20 protein-coding genes are annotated in these 20311 nt (G+C 60.8%); all 20 read left to right on the top strand.

Translation table 11 applies throughout. From position 1 onward, the window contains the following. Window positions 1-296: 296 nt before the first annotated feature. The 20 genes from AC07UR_RS22785 (at window position 297) to AC07UR_RS22690 (ending at window position 19693) form a co-directional block, all read left to right on the top strand. Complete coding sequence (locus AC07UR_RS22785; protein ID WP_112809915.1) at window positions 297-662, top strand: NADH-quinone oxidoreductase subunit A; 366 nt, start codon at window positions 297-299, stop codon at window positions 660-662. Beyond that, on the top strand, window positions 653-1231 hold the full coding sequence (locus AC07UR_RS22780; protein WP_077498495.1) for a NuoB/complex I 20 kDa subunit family protein: 579 nt from the start codon (window positions 653-655) through the stop codon (window positions 1229-1231). Before AC07UR_RS22785 ends, AC07UR_RS22780 begins: the two co-directional genes overlap by 10 nt. Before the next feature lie 18 nt (window positions 1232-1249). After that, entirely contained in the window at window positions 1250-1855 is a 606-nt protein-coding gene (locus AC07UR_RS22775; RefSeq protein ID WP_176352083.1) for an NADH-quinone oxidoreductase subunit C, read from the top strand. Between the two features lie 57 nt (window positions 1856-1912). Next, entirely contained in the window at window positions 1913-3103 is a 1191-nt protein-coding gene (locus tag AC07UR_RS22770; protein ID WP_209791251.1) for an NADH-quinone oxidoreductase subunit D, read from the top strand. Beyond that, window positions 3103-3357: a hypothetical protein gene (locus AC07UR_RS22765; RefSeq protein ID WP_173419675.1), complete on the top strand. Its 255-nt coding sequence runs from the start codon at window positions 3103-3105 to the stop codon at window positions 3355-3357. Before AC07UR_RS22770 ends, AC07UR_RS22765 begins: the two co-directional genes overlap by 1 nt. Window positions 3358-3373: 16 nt before the next feature. Further along, window positions 3374-4501 carry an NADH-quinone oxidoreductase subunit E gene (locus AC07UR_RS22760; protein ID WP_173419676.1) on the top strand — a complete coding sequence of 376 codons (1128 nt, stop codon included), beginning with the start codon at window positions 3374-3376 and terminating at the stop codon, window positions 4499-4501. Window positions 4502-4512: 11 nt separating this feature from the next. After that, window positions 4513-5817, top strand: coding sequence for an NADH-quinone oxidoreductase subunit NuoF (gene nuoF, locus AC07UR_RS22755; protein ID WP_173419677.1), 1305 nt, complete (start codon window positions 4513-4515; stop codon window positions 5815-5817). Between the two features lie 6 nt (window positions 5818-5823). Continuing rightward, window positions 5824-6498, top strand: coding sequence for a helix-hairpin-helix domain-containing protein (locus AC07UR_RS22750; RefSeq protein ID WP_209791252.1), 675 nt, complete (start codon window positions 5824-5826; stop codon window positions 6496-6498). A 104-nt stretch (window positions 6499-6602) separates the two neighbouring features. Continuing rightward, on the top strand, window positions 6603-8681 hold the full coding sequence (nuoG, locus tag AC07UR_RS22745; RefSeq protein ID WP_173421003.1) for an NADH-quinone oxidoreductase subunit NuoG: 2079 nt from the start codon (window positions 6603-6605) through the stop codon (window positions 8679-8681). A gap of 20 nt (window positions 8682-8701) precedes the next feature. After that, on the top strand, window positions 8702-9745 hold the full coding sequence (gene nuoH / locus AC07UR_RS22740) for an NADH-quinone oxidoreductase subunit NuoH (RefSeq protein WP_077498487.1): 1044 nt from the start codon (window positions 8702-8704) through the stop codon (window positions 9743-9745). A 64-nt stretch (window positions 9746-9809) separates the two neighbouring features. Continuing rightward, entirely contained in the window at window positions 9810-10301 is a 492-nt protein-coding gene (nuoI, locus tag AC07UR_RS22735) for an NADH-quinone oxidoreductase subunit NuoI (RefSeq protein WP_112809906.1), read from the top strand. A gap of 137 nt (window positions 10302-10438) precedes the next feature. After that, on the top strand, window positions 10439-11053 hold the full coding sequence (locus tag AC07UR_RS22730; protein WP_173419679.1) for an NADH-quinone oxidoreductase subunit J: 615 nt from the start codon (window positions 10439-10441) through the stop codon (window positions 11051-11053). Window positions 11054-11081: 28 nt separating this feature from the next. Then, window positions 11082-11390, top strand: a complete 309-nt coding sequence (gene nuoK, locus AC07UR_RS22725) for an NADH-quinone oxidoreductase subunit NuoK (protein WP_025426592.1) — start codon at window positions 11082-11084, stop codon at window positions 11388-11390. 7 nt (window positions 11391-11397) lie between these two features. Next, complete coding sequence (gene nuoL, locus AC07UR_RS22720) at window positions 11398-13392, top strand: NADH-quinone oxidoreductase subunit L (protein WP_209791253.1); 1995 nt, start codon at window positions 11398-11400, stop codon at window positions 13390-13392. After that, window positions 13392-14903 carry an NADH-quinone oxidoreductase subunit M gene (locus tag AC07UR_RS22715; RefSeq protein ID WP_209791254.1) on the top strand — a complete coding sequence of 504 codons (1512 nt, stop codon included), beginning with the start codon at window positions 13392-13394 and terminating at the stop codon, window positions 14901-14903. The genes nuoL and AC07UR_RS22715 overlap by 1 nt, the downstream gene beginning before the upstream one ends. 19 nt (window positions 14904-14922) lie before the next feature. Next, window positions 14923-16368, top strand: a complete 1446-nt coding sequence (gene nuoN, locus AC07UR_RS22710; RefSeq protein WP_173419682.1) for an NADH-quinone oxidoreductase subunit NuoN — start codon at window positions 14923-14925, stop codon at window positions 16366-16368. Further along, window positions 16368-17132 (top strand): biotin--[acetyl-CoA-carboxylase] ligase, encoded by a 765-nt coding sequence (locus AC07UR_RS22705; RefSeq protein WP_209791296.1) that lies wholly within the window; start codon window positions 16368-16370, stop codon window positions 17130-17132. Before nuoN ends, AC07UR_RS22705 begins: the two co-directional genes overlap by 1 nt. A gap of 23 nt (window positions 17133-17155) precedes the next feature. Then, on the top strand, window positions 17156-18823 hold the full coding sequence (locus AC07UR_RS22700; protein WP_173419683.1) for a ribonuclease J: 1668 nt from the start codon (window positions 17156-17158) through the stop codon (window positions 18821-18823). 68 nt (window positions 18824-18891) lie between these two features. Then, window positions 18892-19296: a methylmalonyl-CoA epimerase gene (gene mce / locus AC07UR_RS22695; protein WP_209791255.1), complete on the top strand. Its 405-nt coding sequence runs from the start codon at window positions 18892-18894 to the stop codon at window positions 19294-19296. A gap of 127 nt (window positions 19297-19423) precedes the next feature. After that, window positions 19424-19693 carry a DUF1467 family protein gene (locus tag AC07UR_RS22690; protein ID WP_025426599.1) on the top strand — a complete coding sequence of 90 codons (270 nt, stop codon included), beginning with the start codon at window positions 19424-19426 and terminating at the stop codon, window positions 19691-19693. Window positions 19694-20311: the final 618 nt, after the last annotated feature.

The raw sequence follows: 20311 nt of genomic DNA, 5'->3' as shown, positions 1-20311 counted from the left end.
ATTTACCCCTTGATACCTCCGATATAATATGATTGCGAATAGCCTCTTTTGCAGTGCGGCAATCTGTCCTTCAAGCTACGATTTTACCGTAAAGTCTGCCCATCCCTGCAAATCAGCGCTTTGCCGCGGCACGTCGTCCAATCCTGTGTCGCGAACCGGTTTAAATGCCCCTCGAAGGCTTGCGCGCAAGCGCGGGCTGCGCTAACCACTCTGGCGTTGCAACATATTTTTCGGCCTGCGAGATTTGTTGTTTGGCGCTCTCCCATGCGCCCTCCCGCAGGCAGGGACGGATAACAATGACTGAACTTCTCGGTTCCTATGTTCCGATCGCGATTTTCATTGGAATCGCACTTGTGATCGGTGTGGCACTTTTGATTGCCCCTTTCGCCGTGGCGTTCAAGGCGCCTGATTCGGAAAAGCTGTCGGCCTACGAATGCGGTTTCAATGCGTTCGACGACGCTCGCATGAAGTTCGACATTCGATTCTACCTTGTGTCGATCCTCTTCATCATCTTTGACTTGGAAGTCGCCTTCCTCTTCCCGTGGGCCGTTTCGTTCCATCAGCTCGGCTGGTTTGGATTCTGGTCCATGATGGTCTTCCTCGGTGTGCTGACGATCGGCTTTATCTATGAATGGAAGAAGGGAGCGCTGGAATGGAACTAGCATCCGGCACCACGCTCGTTGCGCCTAAGCCGAAGGGGATCATCGATCCCTCGACCGGCAAGCCGATCGGCAGCAATGATGCATTCTTCGGCGAGATCAACAACGAGCTCGCCGACAAGGGTTTTCTGGTTACCTCGACCGACGAGCTCATCACCTGGGCGCGCACCGGTTCGCTGATGTGGATGACCTTCGGTCTTGCCTGCTGCGCCGTCGAGATGATGCAGATGTCGATGCCGCGTTACGACGCTGAGCGATTCGGCTTTGCGCCGCGCGCCTCACCGCGCCAGTCCGACGTGATGATCGTCGCCGGCACGCTGACCAACAAGATGGCGCCCGCACTCCGCAAGGTCTACGACCAGATGCCGGAGCCGCGTTACGTGATCTCGATGGGCTCGTGCGCCAATGGCGGCGGCTATTATCACTATTCCTATTCCGTCGTGCGTGGCTGCGACCGTGTCGTGCCCGTTGATATCTATGTGCCAGGCTGTCCTCCCACGGCAGAAGCGCTGCTTTACGGCGTGCTTCTGCTGCAGAAGAAGATCCGCCGGACCGGCACGATCGAACGCTAAGGGTAGGGGGTTCTGAACATGAGTGAAGCCCTGAACGAGCTTGCCTCCTATCTGCGCGAGACGCGCAGCCAGCTGATTTCGGACGCCGCGATCAATTACGGCGAACTGACGCTGACGACGACGGCTGCAAACCTGATCGAGCTGTTGACGTTCCTGCGTGATGACGTGCAGTGCGCTTTCATCAACTTCGTCGATGTTTGTGGCGTCGACTGGCCGCAGCGGCCGGATCGTTTCGACGTCGTCTATCACCTGCTGTCTCCGCGCCAGAATCTGCGCGTGCGCATCAAGGTTGCGACCGGCGAAGGCGAACCCGTGCCGTCGGCCACCAGCGTCTTTCCGGGCGCCGACTGGTTCGAGCGCGAAGCCTACGACATGTATGGCATTCTGTTTACCGGCCATCCGGACCTGCGTCGCATTTTGACGGACTACGGTTTCGAGGGGCATCCGCTGCGCAAGGACTTCCCGGTTACCGGGTTTGTCGAGGTTCGCTATGATGACGAAGCCAAGCGCGTCGTCTATGAGCCCGTCGAACTGAAGCAGGAATTCCGGAACTTCGACTTCCTCTCCCCGTGGGAAGGGACCGAATACGTCCTGCCCGGCGACGAGAAGGCGAAAGCACGGTGAGACTAAGTCGGCCCGCGGCGACCCCCAGAGGGCGCCGTCCGGCCTGGAGCAATCGGTATGACCGAACATAACGTCCGCAATTTCAACATCAACTTTGGTCCGCAGCATCCGGCGGCGCACGGCGTTCTGCGTCTGGTGCTCGAGCTTGATGGCGAAATCGTCGAGCGCGTCGACCCGCATATCGGCCTGCTGCATCGCGGCACCGAAAAGCTGATCGAGACCAAGACCTATCTGCAGGCTGTTCCCTATTTCGATCGGCTCGACTACGTCGCGCCGATGAACCAGGAACACGCCTTTGCGCTTGCCGTCGAAAAGCTGACCGGAACCGAAGTTCCGATCCGCGGCCAGCTGATCCGCGTTCTCTACTCGGAAATTGGCCGTATCCTGTCGCATCTTCTGAACGTGACCACGCAGGCCATGGACGTCGGCGCGCTGACACCGCCGCTCTGGGGCTTCGAGGAGCGTGAAAAGCTGATGGTGTTCTACGAGCGTGCCTGCGGTGCGCGCATGCACTCGGCCTATTTCCGCCCCGGTGGCGTGCATCAGGATCTGCCGCACGAGCTGGTCGAAGACATCGGCAAGTGGATCGACCCGTTCCTGAAGACCGTCGACGATATCGACGAGCTTCTGACCGGCAACCGCATCTTCAAGCAGCGCAACGTCGACATCGGCGTCGTCAAACTGGAAGACGCCTGGGCCTGGGGTTTCTCGGGCGTGATGGTTCGCGGTTCGGGCGCAGCCTGGGACTTGCGTCGTTCGCAGCCATACGAATGCTATTCGGATATGGAATTCGACATTCCGATCGGCAAGAACGGCGACTGCTTCGACCGTTACCTTATCCGCATGATCGAAATGCGCGAGTCGGCAAAGATCATGCGCCAGTGCGTCAACCGCCTGCTCGGCGATGCCAAGGTCGGCCCGGTTTCGTCGATGGACGGCAAGATCGTTCCGCCGAAGCGCGGTGAGATGAAGCGCTCGATGGAAGCGCTGATCCACCACTTCAAGCTCTACACCGAAGGCTACCACGTGCCGGCAGGTGATGTTTACGCAGCCGTCGAAGCGCCGAAGGGCGAATTCGGCGTCTACCTCGTCTCCGACGGTAGCAACAAGCCCTATCGCTGCAAGATCCGTGCCCCGGGCTACGCGCATCTGCAGGCGATGGACTTCCTCTGTCGCGGACACCAGCTTGCCGACGTTTCGGCGGTGCTGGGCTCCCTCGATATCGTGTTCGGTGAGGTGGATCGCTGATGCGTTTCGCGCCCCTGGCAACGGCTGGATTTCTTGTGCTGGCAACGGCGGCATCCGCGCAGGATTCCGCCAACAGCGAAGCGTCTGCCGGAATGCGTGGGGGCTCGATGGCCGAGCTCGTGGCCAACGGCTACGAGATCAAGGCAGCCGTGGCCAATGGCACGCGCTACATCGTATTTTTACAAAAAGACCAGTCGGCCTATGCCTGCGAGTTCGTTTCGGTGACGAAGTCGCGGTGTGGATCGATTAACTGATAAGGTGTCGTGAAGAATGTCTGTTCGTCGACTAGCCGAAGACAATGTCCAGCCGGCGGCTTTCGCGTTCAATCGCGAAAATGCCGCTTGGGCACAAATGACAATCCAGAAGTATCCGAAAGGCCGCGAGCAGTCCGCGGTCATTCCGCTGTTGATGCGGGCGCAGGAGCAGGACGGCTGGGTAACGAAGGCGGCGATTGAATCGATCGCCGACATGCTCGGCATGGCCTATATCCGCGCGCTCGAAGTTGCGACCTTCTATACCCAGTTCCAGCTGAAGCCGGTCGGCACGCGCGCTCACATCCAGGTCTGCGGCACGACGCCGTGCATGCTGCGTGGCGCTGAAGACCTGATCCGCGTCTGCAAGAGCAAGATCGCCCATGATCCCTTCACCCTCAACGAGAGCGGGACGCTGTCGTGGGAAGAAGTTGAATGTCAGGGCGCCTGCGTGAATGCGCCGATGGTCATGATCTTCAAGGATACCTATGAAGACCTGACGCCCGAGCAACTCGAGCAGATCATCGACCGCTTTGATGCAGGCAAGGGCGCCGAGGTTGCGACCGGCCCGCAGGTCGACCGCATCTTCTCGGCACCAGAAGGTGGCCCGACGACACTGGCGACTCCGGATGCACCGGTGAAGAAGGCTCCGGCTGCAGCCAAGAAGGCCGGCGAAGCGCCTGCCGTCAGCGTGCCGCCGTCGAATGCCGCACGCGTCAAGACCGATGCCATCGAAACCAGCGCCGCCGTGAAGACGCCGGCAACGGCAAAGGCGGCCGCGGCCGAAAATGCCAAGGTCGAAGGCGACACAGTCGACAAGTCGAAGCCCGCCAAGGCAGCCGAGATTTCCGGCAAGCCGTCGCTTGAAGACAAGAACCGTCCGGCAGGCATTTCGCGGCCCGGTTCCGTCGACGACCTCAAGCTGATCTCGGGTGTTGGCCCGAAGATCGAAGGCACGCTGCACGAACTCGGCATCTTCACCTTCGCGCAGGTCGCGTCGTGGAAGAAGGTCGAACGCGAATGGGTCGACAGCTATCTCAATTTCAAGGGCCGGATCGAACGTGACGATTGGGTCAAGCAGGCCAAGGCGCTCGCCAAGGGTGGCGAAGCCGAATACATCAAAGTTTTCGGCAAGAAGCCGCGGTAAAGAGGTGAACCATGCTCAGAGATGAAGATCGCATCTTTACCAACATCTACGGCCTCAAGGACAAGTCTCTCAAGGGCGCGATGAGCCGTGGTCATTGGGACGGCACCAAGCAGCTGCTCGAAAAGGGCCGCGACTGGATCGTCAACGAAGTGAAGGCCTCCGGCCTTCGCGGCCGTGGCGGCGCCGGCTTCCCGACAGGCCTCAAGTGGTCCTTCATGCCGAAGGAAAGCGACGGCCGTCCGCATTATCTCGTCGTCAACGCCGACGAATCCGAACCGGGCACCTGCAAGGACCGTGACATCATGCGTCACGACCCGCACACGCTGATCGAAGGCTGTGTCATCGCCTCCTTCGCCATGGGTGCGCATGTCGCCTATATCTACGTGCGCGGTGAGTTCGTCCGCGAGCGCGAGGCGCTGCAGGCAGCCATCGACGAGTGCTACGCTTACGGCCTGCTCGGCAAGAACAACAAGCTCGGCTACGACATCGACATCTACGTGCACCATGGTGCCGGCGCGTACATCTGCGGCGAAGAGACGGCCCTGCTCGAAAGCCTTGAAGGCAAGAAGGGCCAGCCGCGCCTGAAGCCGCCGTTCCCGGCCAACATGGGTCTCTACGGCTGCCCGACGACGGTCAACAACGTCGAGTCGATCGCGGTTACCCCGACCATCCTGCGCCGCGGCGCCGGCTGGTACACGAGCTTTGGTCGTCCGAACAACCATGGCACAAAGCTCTATTCGGTTTCCGGGCACGTCAATCGTCCGTGCACGGTCGAAGACGCCATGTCGATCCCGTTCCATGAGCTCATCGAAAAGCACTGTGGCGGCATTCGCGGCGGCTGGGACAACCTGCTTGCCGTCATCCCCGGTGGATCATCCGTCCCTTGCGTGCCCGGCGCGCAGATGAAGGACGCGATCATGGATTTCGACGGGCTGCGTGAGGTCGGTTCCAGTCTTGGCACCGCCGCCGTCATCGTCATGGACAAGTCCACCGACATCATCAAGGCGATCTGGCGTCTCTCGGCCTTCTACAAGCATGAGAGCTGCGGCCAGTGCACGCCATGCCGTGAAGGCACGGGCTGGATGATGCGCGTGATGGAACGCATGGTTCAGGGTCGCGCCCAGAAGCGCGAAATCGACATGCTGTTCGACGTGACCAAGCAGGTGGAAGGCCACACGATCTGCGCGCTCGGCGACGCAGCCGCCTGGCCGATCCAGGGCCTGATCAAGCATTTCCGTCCGGAAATGGAAGCGCGCATCGACGAATACACACGCAACGCGTCGTCGCATGGCGCGGTGCTGGAAGCGGCGGAGTAACGGGCCATGGTCGGCGCACGCAAGTATGGACAGGTGAGGGGAGAGGCCGCAGGCGGCAATTCATCCGCACGTCCGCTTGGCGGCGATCCGGCCGATCCGTTCGGCATGGCCGAATGGATGAAGACCATGCCGAACGTGCCGCTGCATCCGCTGATGGCGCATCCGGCAGGTGCTGTTGCGGCTGCAACCGCACTGGGTTTCGGTCTGTCGAGCCACATCGCTGGCGTCATGCTCGGTGCGATGCAGGGCGCGGTCGAAGCGTTGCAGAAGGGTTCGGCTTTGGCCGGCCAGATGCAGGCAGGCGTTCCGGCTGAAGTCGCTCCGATCAAGCCAGCTCTGGCCCAGACGGAAGCAAGACCGCAAGAGACCGTGAAGCCGACTGTGGCGAAGAAGAGCCCGGCCCCCAAGCCGAAGACTGAGAAGAAGTCGGTGGAGCCTGCAAAGGCTCAGCCTGCTTCGAAGCCGAGGGCTCGTGCCGCCGACGACCTCAAGCGGATTTCCGGCGTCGGCCCGAAGCTCGAGCAGGTGCTGAACGGCAAGGGCATTCGGCGGTTCGCCGATATCGCCGCGTGGAGTGAAGCCGATGTCGCTCGCTTCGACGACGAACTGGGCTTTGGCGGACGCATTCAGCGCGACGACTGGGTAAAGCAGGCAAAGGCGCTGAAAGGCGCGAAAGAATAAGAGGCGGTGACCTCAAGGGGTCACCACCGGCAAGCAGCATGGCTGTGTTGGAATTGTCCGTCGCCTCGAAGGTGGACGGATGGAAGACAGGATTGAGTACGAAGATGGCAAAGCTGAAAGTCGACGGAAAAGAGATCGAGGTCCCGGATCATTTCACGCTGCTTCAGGCGTGCGAAGAGGCCGGCGCCGAGGTTCCGCGCTTCTGTTTCCATGAGCGGCTGTCGGTCGCCGGTAACTGCCGCATGTGTCTGATCGAAGTGAAGGGAGGGCCGCCCAAGCCCGCCGCTTCCTGCGCCATGGGCGTGCGCGACCTGCGTCCCGGTCCGAACGGCGAGACGCCGGAAGTCTTCACGACCACGCCGATGGTCAAGAAGGCGCGCGAAGGCGTCATGGAATTCCTGCTGATCAACCATCCGCTCGATTGCCCGATCTGTGACCAGGGTGGCGAATGCGACCTGCAGGACCAGGCGATGGCCTTCGGCATCGACAGTTCGCGCTACCAGGAAAACAAGCGCGCCGTCGAAGACAAGTATATCGGCCCGCTGGTCAAAACGGTGATGAACCGCTGCATCCATTGCACGCGTTGCGTCCGTTTCACCACGGAAGTTGCTGGCATTGCCGAACTCGGCCTGATCGGTCGCGGCGAAGACGCCGAGATCACCACCTATCTCGAACAGGCGATGACCTCCGAGCTGCAAGGCAACGTCGTTGACCTCTGCCCGGTTGGCGCGCTGACCTCGAAGCCCTTCGCCTTTACGGCGCGTCCGTGGGAGCTGAACAAGACCGAATCCATCGACGTGATGGATGCGCTCGGTTCGGCCATCCGCGTCGATACCCGTGGCCGCGAAGTGATGCGCATCATGCCGCGCGTCAACGAAGACATCAACGAAGAGTGGATCTCCGACAAGAGCCGCTTCATCTGGGACGGCCTGAAGACCCAGCGTCTCGACCGTCCTTACGTCAAGAAGGATGGCCGCCTGCAGGCGGCCAGCTGGAGTGAGGCGTTCGAAGCGATCAAGGTCGCCGTTGCCGCGACGTCCGGCGACAAGATCGGCGCCATTGCCGGCGATCTCGCGTCCGTCGAAGAAATGTATGCGCTGAAGGAACTGCTGGCTTCGCTGGGTTCAGAGAACATCGACTGCCGCCAGGATGGCGCAGCACTCGATCCGTCGCTCGGCCGCGCCAGCTACATCTTCAACCCGACGATTCAGGGCATCGAAAGCGCAGACGCGCTGCTGATCATCGGCTCGAACCCGCGCTTCGAAGCATCCGTTCTCAACGCCCGCATCCGCAAGCGTTACCGGATGGGCAACTTCCCGATCGCCGTCATCGGCGAGCCGGGTGAACTGCGCTACGAATATGAATACCTCGGTGCAGGCACCGACACTTTGGCCGAACTCGTGTCCGGCAAGGGCAAGTTCGCAGCCACCTTGAAGGCGGCGCAGCGTCCGATGATCATCATCGGCCAGGGCGCCGTCGCAGGGGAGGGCGGTGCTGCCGTACTCGCTGCTGCGGCGAAGCTCGCAGGCGCCGTCGGTGCAGTGACGGCGGACTGGAACGGCTTTGCCGTTCTGCACACCGCAGCGTCGCGCGTCGGTGGTCTCGACCTCGGCTTCGTTCCGGGCAAGAACGGCAAGACGGCCGCCGAAATGGTGTCCGCCTCCGACGTTCTCTTCCTGCTCGGCGCCGATGAGATCGATCTGGCTGGCCGCAAGGGCTTCACGGTCTACATCGGCTCGCACGGCGACAACGGCGCGCACGCTGCCGACGTCATCCTGCCGGCCGCCACCTACACCGAAAAGTCCGGGACCTGGGTCAACACCGAAGGCCGCGTCCAGATCGGCAACCGCGCCGGCTTCGCACCGGGCGACGCCCGCGAAGACTGGGCGATCATCCGTGCGCTTTCCGACGTTCTGGGCAAGAAGCTGCCCTTTGATTCGCTTGGCGAATTGCGGTCGAAGCTCTATGCGGCGCACCCGCATTTCGCCGATGTCGACGCAATCGTTGTCGGCAGTGGCGACGAAATTGCCGCACTTGCTCAAAAAGCCGGTGAGATGGGCAAATCCGTGTTTGCGTCTCCGGTCAAAGACTTCTATTTGACGAACCCGATAGCGCGCGCATCCGCCGTCATGGCCGAATGCTCGGCATTGGCACGCAACAACTTCAAAGCTGCGGCGGAATGAGCGCGAGGGAATAGAGTATCATGGACGCTTTCATTTCGACCTATGTCTGGCCTGCGATCATCATGGTTGCCCAGTCGCTGCTGCTGCTGGTCGCGCTGCTGCTTTTCATCGCCTACATTCTACTCGCCGACCGCAAGATCTGGGCTGCTGTCCAGCTTCGCCGTGGACCGAATGTGGTAGGCCCCTGGGGTCTTTTCCAGTCCTTCGCCGACCTTTTGAAGTTCGTCTTCAAGGAGCCGGTGATTCCGGCTGGTGCCAACAAGGCAATCTTCCTGCTCGCACCGCTCGTCTCCGTGACGCTGGCGCTGGCGGCCTGGGCGGTGATCCCGCTCAACGCCGGCTGGGTGATCGCGAACATCAACGTCGGCATCCTCTTTGTGTTCGCCATATCTTCTCTTGAAGTTTATGGCATCATCATGGGCGGCTGGGCGTCGAACTCGAAATATCCCTTCCTCGGCGCGCTCCGTTCCGCCGCACAGATGGTCTCTTACGAAGTCTCGATCGGCTTCGTCATCGTCACCGTTCTGCTCTGCGTCGGCTCGCTGAACCTGACGGATATCGTCAATGCGCAGTCGAACGGCATCGGCACGAACCTCGGTTTGCCCGCGTCGTTCCTCGACTGGCATTGGCTGGCGCTGTTCCCGATGTTCGTGGTGTTCTTCATCTCGGCACTTGCCGAAACGAACCGTCCGCCTTTCGATCTGCCGGAAGCGGAATCCGAACTCGTCGCCGGCTTCATGGTCGAGTACGGCTCCACGCCCTACATGATGTTCATGCTCGGCGAGTACGCGGCCATCTGCCTGATGTGCGCGCTGACGACCATTCTCTTCCTTGGCGGCTGGCTGCCTCCGGTCGACGTCTGGTTCCTGAACTGGGTCCCGGGCATCATCTGGTTCGTTCTCAAGGCATCCTTCGTGTTCTTCATGTTCGCGATGGTGAAGGCTTTCGTTCCGCGTTACCGCTACGACCAGCTGATGCGTCTCGGCTGGAAGGTCTTCCTGCCGATCTCGCTCGCAATGGTCGTGATCACTGCATTCGTTCTCAAGCTGACGGGAGCCGCATGATGCTGGCTTTCGCTCGGTTGCATACCGCTGGCCGTTCTGAGGCCAGCAAGTCTGGAGGTAAATGATGGCCGGTCTTTCGCACGCCGTCAGCTCGCTGTTCCTCAAGGAATTCGTTGGCGCGTTCTTTCTGTCGATGCGCTACTTCTTCAAGCCGAAGGCGACGTTGAACTACCCCTTCGAAAAGGGGCCGGTCAGCCCGCGCTTCCGTGGCGAACATGCGCTGCGCCGTTATCCGAACGGCGAAGAGCGTTGCATCGCCTGCAAGCTCTGCGAGGCGATCTGTCCTGCCCAGGCCATCACCATCGAGGCCGGCCCGCGGCGCAACGACGGCACTCGCCGCACGGTGCGCTACGACATCGACATGGTGAAGTGCATCTATTGCGGTTTCTGCCAGGAAGCCTGTCCGGTTGATGCCATCGTCGAGGGTCCGAACTTCGAATTCGCCACCGAGACGCGCGAAGAGCTGTACTACGACAAGGACAAGCTCCTCGCCAACGGCGACCGTTGGGAACGGGAAATCGCACGCAACATCGCAATGGACTCGCCTTATCGCTGAGGCCGCTGCGTGGTGCCGCCCCTGAACGGCGGCACATGTGAAACAGTTTGGGGCAAAGGCCGGACACGCGTCCGGCTTTGCCAGTGGAGTGGGGCTGCAAGAGCCTCACGCCGTGCAAGACGAAAAAGGCACCGATCATGGGTCTGCAGGTTCTTTTTTTCTATCTCTTTGCCTTCATCGCGGTGGCATCGGCATTTATGGTCATTGCGGCCAGGAACCCCGTTTATTCGGTGCTGTTCCTGATCCTGACCTTCTTCAATTCGGCGGGCCTGTTCCTGCTGGCCGGCGCCGAGTTCCTGGCGATGATCCTGCTCGTGGTCTATGTCGGCGCGGTAGCGGTGCTGTTCCTCTTCGTCGTCATGATGCTCGACATCGACTTCGCGGAGTTGCGCGCCGGCGTGCTTGAATATGCCCCGGTTGGTGCGCTGATCGGTCTGATCCTCGCCGCCGAGCTGATCATTGTCGTTGGCGGCGCGACCTTCTCGCCGGAGATTGCCAAGGGCATTTCGATGCCGATCCCGGCGATTGCCGATCGGACGAACACGGCCGCGCTCGGCGACGTGCTCTATACCCACTATGTCTACTTCTTCCAGATCGCGGGCCTCGTGCTGCTGGTCGCCATGATCGGCGCCATCGTGCTCACGCTGCGCCATCGCACGAACATCAAGCGCCAGAGCATTCCGCAGCAGGTTGCCCGCACGCCCGAGACCGCCGTCGAGGTGGTCACGGTCAAGCCCGGGCAGGGCATTTAATTCGGACGCGAGGTCGAGGAACTAAAAAATGGAAATCGGAATTTCCCACTATCTCACCGTCAGCGCCATCCTGTTCACGCTTGGTGTCTTCGGCATCTTCCTGAACCGGAAGAACGTCATCGTCATCCTGATGTCGGTCGAACTGATCCTGCTTGCGGTCAACATCAACATGGTCGCCTTCTCGTCGTTCCTGAACGACATCACCGGCCAGGTGTTTGCCCTGTTCATTCTGACCGTCGCGGCCGCGGAAGCCGCCATCGGGCTTGCAATTCTCGTCGTCTTCTATCGCAACCGCGGCTCGATCGCTGTTGAAGACGTCAACATGATGAAGGGCTGATTGGGCTATGGATACCATCATCAAGGCTATCGTCTTCCTGCCTTTGATCGGCTTTCTGATCGCCGGCCTTTTCGGTAACTCGATCGGCGCCAAGGCTTCCGAATTTGTCACCAGCGGTTTGATGATCATCACCGCCGCATTGTCGTGGTTCGTCTTCTTCCACGTTGCGCTCGGCGAGCAGGAACTGATCAAGGTGTCGGTGCTGCGCTGGATCCAGTCCGGCAGCTTCGACGTCGAATGGGCGTTCCGTGTCGACACGCTGACATCGGTGATGTTCGTGGTCGTCAACACCGTGTCGACGCTCGTGCATGTCTACTCGATCGGCTACATGCACCACGATCCGCATCGTCCGCGCTTCTTCGCCTATCTGTCGCTGTTCACCTTCGCGATGTTGATGCTGATCACGTCTGACAACCTCGTGCAGATGTTCTTCGGCTGGGAAGGTGTGGGTCTCGCATCCTACCTGCTGATCGGCTTCTGGTATAAGAAGCCGTCGGCGAACGCTGCCGCGATGAAGGCCTTCATCGTCAACCGCGTCGGCGACTTCGGCTTCGCACTCGGCATCTTCCTCGTCTTCGTGCTCTTCGGCTCGGTCAACTTCGAGACGATCTTTGCTGCTGCCCAGACCTACCTGCCGGCCGAAGGTGCCGCAGCAGGGGAGGCGGTCATCACGCTGTTCGGCATGCACCTCGACAAGGCCGATGCGATCACCGCTGCCTGCCTGCTGCTCTTCATGGGCGCGATGGGCAAGTCGGCGCAGTTCCTGTTGCACACCTGGCTGCCGGACGCGATGGAAGGCCCAACCCCGGTTTCGGCCCTCATTCACGCCGCAACCATGGTCACCGCCGGCGTCTTCCTCGTTGCCCGCATGTCGCCGCTGTTCGAACTGTCGCCGGATGCGTTGACCGTTGTCACACTGATCGGTGCGATCACGGCCTTCTTTGCCGCGACCGTCGGTCTCGTTCAGAACGACATCAAGCGCGTCATCGCCTATTCGACCTGCTCGCAGCTCGGCTACATGTTCGTGGCACTCGGCGTCGGCGCCTATGGCGCGGCCATCTTCCACCTCTTCACGCACGCCTTCTTCAAGGCGCTGCTGTTCTTGGGCGCAGGCTCGGTCATCCACGCCGTCGATGGCGAACAGGACATGCGCTACATGGGCGGCCTTCGGAAGCACATTCCGGTCACCTATTGGATGATGTTCATCGGCACGATCGCGCTCACCGGCGTCGGCATTCCCGGCACGGTCATCGGTACGGCCGGCTTCTTCTCCAAGGACGCGATCATCGAATCGGCGTTCGCAGCCCATAGCGCGGTTTCCGGCTTTGCCTTCTCGATGCTGGTCATTGCGGCTCTCTTCACCAGCTTCTATTCCTGGCGTCTGACCTTCATGACCTTCCACGGCAAGCCGCGCGCTTCCTCGGATGTCATGCACCACGTCCATGAATCGCCGCAGGTCATGCTGGTGCCGCTCTACATCCTGGGCATTGGTGCCCTAGTGGCAGGCTTCCTGTTCCACGACTATTTCTTCGGTCACCATTATGCCGAGTTCTGGCAGGGTGCCTTGTTCACCTCGGCCGAGAACGAGATCCTCGAGGAATACCACCACGTTCCGCTGTGGGTTAAGTGGAGCCCGTTCTGCGCCATGGCGCTTGGTCTGATAACCGCCTGGTACATGTATATCCGCCGTCCTGATGTGCCGAAGTACCTGGCAGACCAGCATCGCGGCCTCTACCAGTTCCTGCTCAACAAGTGGTACTTCGACGAACTGTACGACTTCCTGTTCGTACGCTCGGCCAAGCGCCTCGGCGTCTTCCTTTGGAAGGAAGGCGACGGCCGGGTCATCGACGGCCTCGGCCCGAACGGGATTGCGGCACGCGTGCTTGATGTCACCGATCGTGTCGTCCGGCTGCAGACCGGTTACCTCTATCACTACGCGTTCGCCATGCTCATCGGCATCGCAGCGCTCGTTACATGGATGATGCTCGGGAGTTCCTTCTGATGACCGATTGGCCCGTACTTTCCGCGGTCACCTTCATGCCGCTCGTCGGCGTCCTGCTTCTCTTGCTGACAAGAGAAGACAGCGCCTACGGCCGCCGCAACATCCTGAACGTATCGCTGCTGACGACGCTCTTCACCTTCGCCGTCTCGGTCTATATCTGGTACCAGTTCGACAGCTCGAACCCGGGCTTCCAGATGACCGAGAAGCACGGCTGGCTCGGCACCGGGATTTCCTATCATCTCGGTGTCGACGGCATCTCGGTGCTCTTCGTCGTGCTCTCCGCGTTCCTGATGCCGTTCTGCGTGCTCGCAAGCTGGTTCTCCGTTGAGAAGCGGCTCAAGGAATACATGATCGCGTTCCTGATCCTGGAAACGTTCATGATCGGCGTGTTCGTGTCGCTCGACATCGTGCTGTTCTATGTGTTCTTCGAAGCCGGCCTCATTCCGATGTTCATCATCATCGGTGTGTGGGGCGGCAAGGACCGCGTCTACGCCAGCTACAAGTTCTTCCTCTACACGCTGCTCGGCTCGGTGCTGATGCTGCTCGCCATCATGGCGATGTACTGGCAGGCCGGCACGACCGACATCACCGAACTGCTTGCCTATAACTTCCCGCGTGAAATGCAGACGTGGTTATGGCTCGCCTTCTTCGCGTCCTTCGCGGTGAAGATGCCGATGTGGCCGGTGCACACCTGGCTTCCCGACGCACACGTTCAGGCGCCGACGGCGGGTTCGGTCATCCTGGCCGGCATCCTTCTGAAGCTCGGTGGCTACGGCTTCCTGCGCTTCTCGCTGCCGATGTTCCCGCTGGCATCCGACTACTTTGCGCCGTTCGTCTTCACGCTGTCGGTCATCGCCATCGTCTACACCTCGCTGGTGGCGCTGATGCAGACCGACATCAAGAAGCTGATCGCCTATTCGTCGGTTGCGCACATGGGCTACGTGACGATGGGTATCTTCGCGGCCAACACGCAGGGCGTCCAGGGTGCGATCTTCCAGATGCTGTCGCACGGTATCGTTTCGGGTGCGCTCTTCCTCTGCGTCGGCGTTGTCTATGACCGCCTGCACACCCGCGAGATCTCGGCCTATGGCGGTCTCGTGAACAACATGCCGAAATATGCCGTCGCCTTCATGGTCTTCACCATGGCGAACGTCGGTCTTCCCGGCACGTCAGGCTTCGTCGGCGAAGTTCTGACCCTCGTCGGCGCCTTCCGCGCCAACACCTGGGTCGCGTTCTTTGCGACGAGCGGCGTGATCCTGTCGGCGGCCTATGCGCTCTGGCTTTACCGCCGCGTCGTGTTCGGCGCGCTGGAAAAGGAGAGCCTGAAGGCGCTGCTCGATCTCTCGGGACGTGAAAAGGCGATCCTCTATCCGCTGGTGATCCTGACGATCTTCTTCGGTGTCTATCCGGCACCGATCTTCGATGCGACCGCAGCCTCCGTGGATCTGCTCGTCAACAACTACTCCGCAGCCCTGCAGGCAGCGCAAAACGTTGCGCTTTCGGTGCAATGACCACAGGACGTGATTGGACATGACTGCTGAAACCCTCCTCGCTAGCCTGCAGCTCTCGATACCCGAGTTGATCCTCGCGGTCGGTGCGATGGCGCTCTTGATGATCGGCGTCTTCGCCGGTGAAAAGTCGACCTCGACCGTCACGGGCCTTGCGGTTGCCCTTCTCATCATCGCCGGCCTCTGGCTCGTCCTGAAGACGGGCGAGGGCGAAGCTTACGGCGGCGCCTTCCTGTCCGATCCCTTCGCCAAGTTCATGAAGGTGCTGGCGCTGATCGGCTCGATCACCGCCATGGTGATGACGGTCGGCCATGCCCGTTCGTCGCAGATCGACCGCTTCGAGTTCCCGGTGCTTCTGGTGCTCGCCACCCTCGGCATGCTCCTGATGATCTCGGCCAACGACCTGATGTCGCTGTACCTGTCGCTGGAACTGCAGTCGCTGGCGCTCTATGTCGTCGCCGCCATCAACCGCGACAGCATCCGTTCGACGGAAGCCGGCCTGAAGTATTTCGTCCTCGGCGCGCTGTCCTCGGGCATGCTGCTCTACGGCATGTCGCTGGTCTACGGCTTCACCGGTCATACCGGTTTTGACGAGATTGCGGCTGCCCTGACTTCGACCGGCACGCCGTCGCTCGGCCTCATCTTCGGTCTGGTCTTCATTCTGGCCGGCCTCGCTTTCAAGATCTCCGCCGTGCCGTTCCACATGTGGACGCCGGACGTCTATGAAGGTGCGCCGACGCCGGTGACCGCGTTCTTCGCCGCTGCTCCGAAGGTTGCCGCCATGGCCATCTTCGTTCGCATCGTCATCAACGCCTTCGAGCCTGTCGTCGTTCAGTGGCAGCAGATCGTCGTCTTCATCTCGATCGCTTCGATGCTGCTCGGCGCCTTCGCGGCAATCGGCCAGAAGAACATCAAGCGCCTGATGGCCTATTCCTCGATCGGCCACATGGGCTACGCGCTCGTCGGTCTTGCTGCCGGCTCGATGGCAGGTGTCCGTGGCGTCCTGCTTTACATGCTCATCTACATGGTCATGACGCTCGGCACGTTTGCCTGCATTCTCGCCATGCGCCGCAAGGACGGCGAGAATGTCGAAAGCGTCGACGATCTCGCGGGCCTATCGCAGACCAACCCCTTCATGGCCACTGTCCTGACGGTCCTGATGTTCTCGCTCGCCGGCATTCCGCCGATGGCAGGCTTCTTCGGGAAGTACTTCGTGTTCATGGCAGCGATCGAAGCGCACCTCTACGCGCTCGCGATCATTGGCGTGCTCGCATCGGTGGTTGGCGCCTATTACTACCTGCGCGTCATCAAGGTGATGTGGTTCGACGATGCCAAGGGCGAGTTTGCCCGCACGGCGGGCGAGCTTCGCCTGGTCTTCGGTCTCTCGGGCCTGTTCGTGCTTGGATACGTCCTGATCGGCGGTCCGCTCGGCGAAGCCGCTGAAGTCGCGGCTCGGACCTTCTTTTGATCGGCCTTGAAGGCGGCGGCCGGGGTTCGCTCGACGATTTCCGGCACGTCGCGCTCAATGAAGTCGGCTCTACAAACAGCGAATGCCTGACGAGGGCGCGCGAGGGAGACAGGGGAAACCTCTGGATCACCGCCGCCCGCCAGACAGGTGGACGCGGCCGACGCGGCCGGGCCTGGTTTTCAGAGCCCGGCAATCTCTATGCCTCGCTCCTCCTGATTGACCCGGCGCCGATCGAACTGCTGCACTCGCTGCCGCTGGCCGTGGCCGTGGCCGTTCACAGGGCCATCCGTCAGGTGATGCCGCTTGCCGGTGCGCCGGTCGAGATCAAGTGGCCGAACGATATTCTCATCGACGGCAAGAAGACCTGCGGCATCCTGCTTGAAGGCGAAAGCCTGGCAGACGGCCGTCGCGCGCTGGTTATCGGCTGCGGCATCAACATTGCTGTCACGCCGGACGAGGCGCTCTACCCGGTGACGTCGCTTCGCAACGAAGGCGCGTCGGTATCTCCGGACGAACTGTTTGCCCACCTGTTCCTGACTATGGCCGAAACGCTTTCCGTTTGGGACCAGGGCCGGGGTGTGGCACACATCATAGACCAATGGCGGGCGGCAGCGCGCGGCATCGGCGAGACCATTACGGTGAACCTGCCGGATCGGTCGCTTTCCGGCCGCTTTGCCGGTATTGATCAGGATGGCCGGTTGATGCTCGATACGGGCTCTAGCACGATGCAGACGATCGCCGCCGGCGACGTATTTTTCGGATAATCAAAACAAGGGCGCATCAAAACATGGCGCAAGAAGAAGAACTGGTGTTCTTGCCGCTCGGCGGCGTCGGCGAAATCGGGATGAACCTTGGCCTCTACGGCTACGGAAAACCCGGTAACCGGCAGTGGATAATGGTCGATTGCGGCGTCACTTTCCCGGGTCCTGAGCTTCCGGGCGTGGATCTGGTGCTGGCCGATATCAGCTTCCTGGCGGAAGAGCGCCGCAATCTCAAGGGCATCATCATTACCCATGCCCATGAGGATCACTATGGTGGTCTCAACGATCTCTGGCCGGGGCTGAATGTGCCGGTCTACGCTTCTCCGTTTACGGCGGGCATGCTGGAAGCCAAGCGCGACTTCGAAAAGAGCCGCGGCGAGATCCCGATCACGATCTTCAAGCAGGGCGACCGCATCAATGTCGGCCCGTTCGAAATCGAGGCGGTCGGTGTCAACCACTCGATCCCTGAGCCGATGTCGCTGATCATTCGCACGCCGCTTGGCGCGGTCGTTCATACCGGCGACTGGAAGATCGACCTTCAGCCGTCGCTCGGGCCGCTCACCGACGAGCAACGCTTCCGCAAGATCGGCGACGAAGGCGTGCTCGCGCTCGTCTGCGATTCGACCAATGCGCTTCGCGACGGCGTCTCGCCGTCCGAGCAGGAGGTTTCCGCCAGCCTGACCGAGATCATCTCCAAGGCCGAAGGGCGCGTGGCAATTACCACTTTCTCCTCGAATGTGGGACGTATCCGCTCGATCGCCGAAGCTGCGGAAGAGGCCGGCCGTGATGTGCTTCTTCTCGGTAGTTCGATGAAGCGCGTCGTCGCCGTCGCCCGTGATCTCGGCCTGATGGAAGGCATCAAGCCGTTCCTCGCCGAAGACGAGTTCGGCTATGTGCCGCGCGACAAGGTCGTCGTTATCCTGACGGGCAGCCAGGGCGAACCGCGTGCAGCGCTCGCCAAGATCGCCCGCGATGAGATGCGCAACGTTGCCTTCTCGGCCGGCGATACCGTCGTGTTTTCGTCGCGCACCATTCCCGGTAACGAGAAGGCGATCAACGACATCAAGAACGGCCTGATCGAGCAGGGCATTCACATCATCACCGATAGCGAAGCGCTGGTGCATGTGTCGGGTCACCCGCGCCGCAGTGAATTGCAGCAGATGTACCAGTGGGTCCGTCCGCAGATCCTCGTGCCGGTGCACGGCGAAGCCGCACATCTGACGGCACACGGTGAGCTTGGGCGGCAATCGGGTATCGCCAGCGTCCCGCGTCTTCGCAACGGCGAGATGTTGCGGCTGGCACCCGGTCCGGCCGAGGTCATCGATACCGTGCCGCATGGCCGGATCTACAAGGATGGCTCGCTGATCGGCGACTTCGAGGAGATGGGCATCGGCGAACGGCGCAAGCTCTCCTTCGCCGGACATGTCTCCGTTAACGTTGTGCTCGACAATCGCTACGACTTCCTCGGCGATCCGGACCTTGTTGCCATCGGCCTGCCCGAGTTCGACGACGAGGGCGAAGACATGGAAGACACGCTCTATGACGCGGTGCTCGGTGCTGTCGAAAGCATTCCGCGTGCCAAGCGCAAGGATCTGGCCATGCTCCAGGAGGCTGTGCGCCGCGCCGTGCGCAGCACGACCAACCAGATCTGGGGCAAGAAGCCCGTGGTGACAGTGTTCGTCACCAAAGTCTGATTTTCTCTGAGCCCCGGGCGTTGTAAACGTCCGGGGCTCTCTCGTCGTCGGAAGGTTGGAGGATCGCGATGCTCGGACGGGTCAATCATGTGGCAATCGCAGTGCCGGATCTGGCATCCGCCACGCAAAGCTACCGCACCACGCTTGGCGCGACGGTGACTGAGCCACAGGCCTTGCCGGAGCACGGGGTTACCGTCGTTTTCGTGACGCTGCCCAACACCAAGGTCGAACTGTTGGAGCCGCTTGGCGACACCTCGCCGATTGCAGCGTTCCTGGCCAAAAACCCGTCCGGCGGCATGCATCACATCTGTTACGAGGTCGAGGACATCATTGCCGCTCGTGACGCATTGAAAGGGTCTGGCGCACGCGTCCTCGGTGACGGCGAGCCGAAGATCGGCGCCCATGGCAAGCCGGTGCTCTTTCTGCACCCCAAGGATTTTCAAGGCACCTTGATCGAACTTGAACAGGTGTGACAGTTGATCGCGCGATACCGGTTTGTGTGATCGCGCCCATGGCGTTATAAGCAGGCAGAATGTCGAGAGGATTGTTCCACAGAAGGCCAGTGTGCGCTTCGGGCGAGGTCCTCACCAGGAGCCGGAAATGCCGCTTTTCTCCACCTTTGCCATCTACTTCATTATCTGGTGGCTGACGCTGTTTGCCGTGCTGCCGCTTGGCGTGCGCACCCAGGCGGAGGAAAACGAGGTCGTTCCCGGCACCGTCGAAAGCGCACCGGCGCGGTTCCGTGCCAAGCGCGTTATCCTGTTGACGACGGCGATCGCGGCGGTCATCCAGCTCGCCTGGTACATCGTATCGGTGCGGCTCGGCTACGGCATCGACAGCATCCCGCGCTTCTATCCGAAGTTCTACTGAGGCAATCGCCCAGACGTGCGCGGTCGCGTGACGTCGGCGTTTTTCGGTCGATGCGGACCGGCTTGCCAATAATCCCCAGTTAAGTGTCCGGATTTTTCGACTGCACAGGTCCAACGAAGGCGCTCGGGCGGTCCGTCGGCTGAAACCCGGGCAATCCTACGATTGACCGCCCTGAAATTGACACAGTTCAAGAAGGTGTAGCTGCTTCGCTGTGGTCTCGCCTGGTGAAAGGCAAAAAAAAACAAGGCTGAAAGCCTTGTTTTTCAAGTATCGCGTGATCTCTAATCCGTTTCCGGCGGCAGCGACGAAGCGCGCCTAAGATCTTATCCTCCCAAGACTTGACCGCGAAAGTCGGCAAGAATTTAGACTTCATGCCTGTTTTGTGAGCCGAAATTAGCCCAAACATTGGGCGATGTCACCCTGTTTTTTTGCATTTTTGCTACAGTTGGATAAAATTTCTCCGTTGACAAGCATCGTCGCAATCCTGTTACTAGCGTGCTCTTTTGACGCAGCTTTTGGCCTGCGGTTTCTCCTTCAGATCTCTCTGCCCGCTCTGTGCTATTCCCACCGCAAGCAGGGTTTTCATCCGAGCGCGAAGCGGTTATGAACGCAGGGCTC

This window comes from Ensifer sp. GW821-FHT05G01 (assembly GCF_059419585.1).
The sequence above is the reverse complement of the archived record's forward strand: the minus strand, read 5'-3'. Positions and strand labels throughout refer to the sequence as shown.

What these genes read in the sequence shown, in the direction of transcription:
- AC07UR_RS22775 (WP_176352083.1), top strand. Translation starts at nt 1,250, where the DNA reads ATGAGTGAAGCCCTGAACGAGCTTGCCTCCTATCTGCGCGAGACGCGC.
- AC07UR_RS22780 (WP_077498495.1), top strand. Translation starts at nt 653, where the DNA reads ATGGAACTAGCATCCGGCACCACGCTCGTTGCGCCTAAGCCGAAGGGG.
- nuoG (WP_173421003.1), top strand. Translation starts at nt 6,603, where the DNA reads ATGGCAAAGCTGAAAGTCGACGGAAAAGAGATCGAGGTCCCGGATCAT.
- AC07UR_RS22785 (WP_112809915.1), top strand. Translation starts at nt 297, where the DNA reads ATGACTGAACTTCTCGGTTCCTATGTTCCGATCGCGATTTTCATTGGA.
- mce (WP_209791255.1), top strand. Translation starts at nt 18,892, where the DNA reads ATGCTCGGACGGGTCAATCATGTGGCAATCGCAGTGCCGGATCTGGCA.
- nuoN (WP_173419682.1), top strand. Translation starts at nt 14,923, where the DNA reads ATGACTGCTGAAACCCTCCTCGCTAGCCTGCAGCTCTCGATACCCGAG.
- AC07UR_RS22770 (WP_209791251.1), top strand. Translation starts at nt 1,913, where the DNA reads ATGACCGAACATAACGTCCGCAATTTCAACATCAACTTTGGTCCGCAG.
- AC07UR_RS22765 (WP_173419675.1), top strand. Translation starts at nt 3,103, where the DNA reads ATGCGTTTCGCGCCCCTGGCAACGGCTGGATTTCTTGTGCTGGCAACG.
- AC07UR_RS22760 (WP_173419676.1), top strand. Translation starts at nt 3,374, where the DNA reads ATGTCTGTTCGTCGACTAGCCGAAGACAATGTCCAGCCGGCGGCTTTC.
- nuoF (WP_173419677.1), top strand. Translation starts at nt 4,513, where the DNA reads ATGCTCAGAGATGAAGATCGCATCTTTACCAACATCTACGGCCTCAAG.
- nuoL (WP_209791253.1), top strand. Translation starts at nt 11,398, where the DNA reads ATGGATACCATCATCAAGGCTATCGTCTTCCTGCCTTTGATCGGCTTT.
- nuoK (WP_025426592.1), top strand. Translation starts at nt 11,082, where the DNA reads ATGGAAATCGGAATTTCCCACTATCTCACCGTCAGCGCCATCCTGTTC.
- AC07UR_RS22715 (WP_209791254.1), top strand. Translation starts at nt 13,392, where the DNA reads ATGACCGATTGGCCCGTACTTTCCGCGGTCACCTTCATGCCGCTCGTC.
- AC07UR_RS22700 (WP_173419683.1), top strand. Translation starts at nt 17,156, where the DNA reads ATGGCGCAAGAAGAAGAACTGGTGTTCTTGCCGCTCGGCGGCGTCGGC.
- AC07UR_RS22750 (WP_209791252.1), top strand. Translation starts at nt 5,824, where the DNA reads ATGGTCGGCGCACGCAAGTATGGACAGGTGAGGGGAGAGGCCGCAGGC.
- nuoH (WP_077498487.1), top strand. Translation starts at nt 8,702, where the DNA reads ATGGACGCTTTCATTTCGACCTATGTCTGGCCTGCGATCATCATGGTT.
- AC07UR_RS22690 (WP_025426599.1), top strand. Translation starts at nt 19,424, where the DNA reads ATGCCGCTTTTCTCCACCTTTGCCATCTACTTCATTATCTGGTGGCTG.
- AC07UR_RS22730 (WP_173419679.1), top strand. Translation starts at nt 10,439, where the DNA reads ATGGGTCTGCAGGTTCTTTTTTTCTATCTCTTTGCCTTCATCGCGGTG.
- nuoI (WP_112809906.1), top strand. Translation starts at nt 9,810, where the DNA reads ATGGCCGGTCTTTCGCACGCCGTCAGCTCGCTGTTCCTCAAGGAATTC.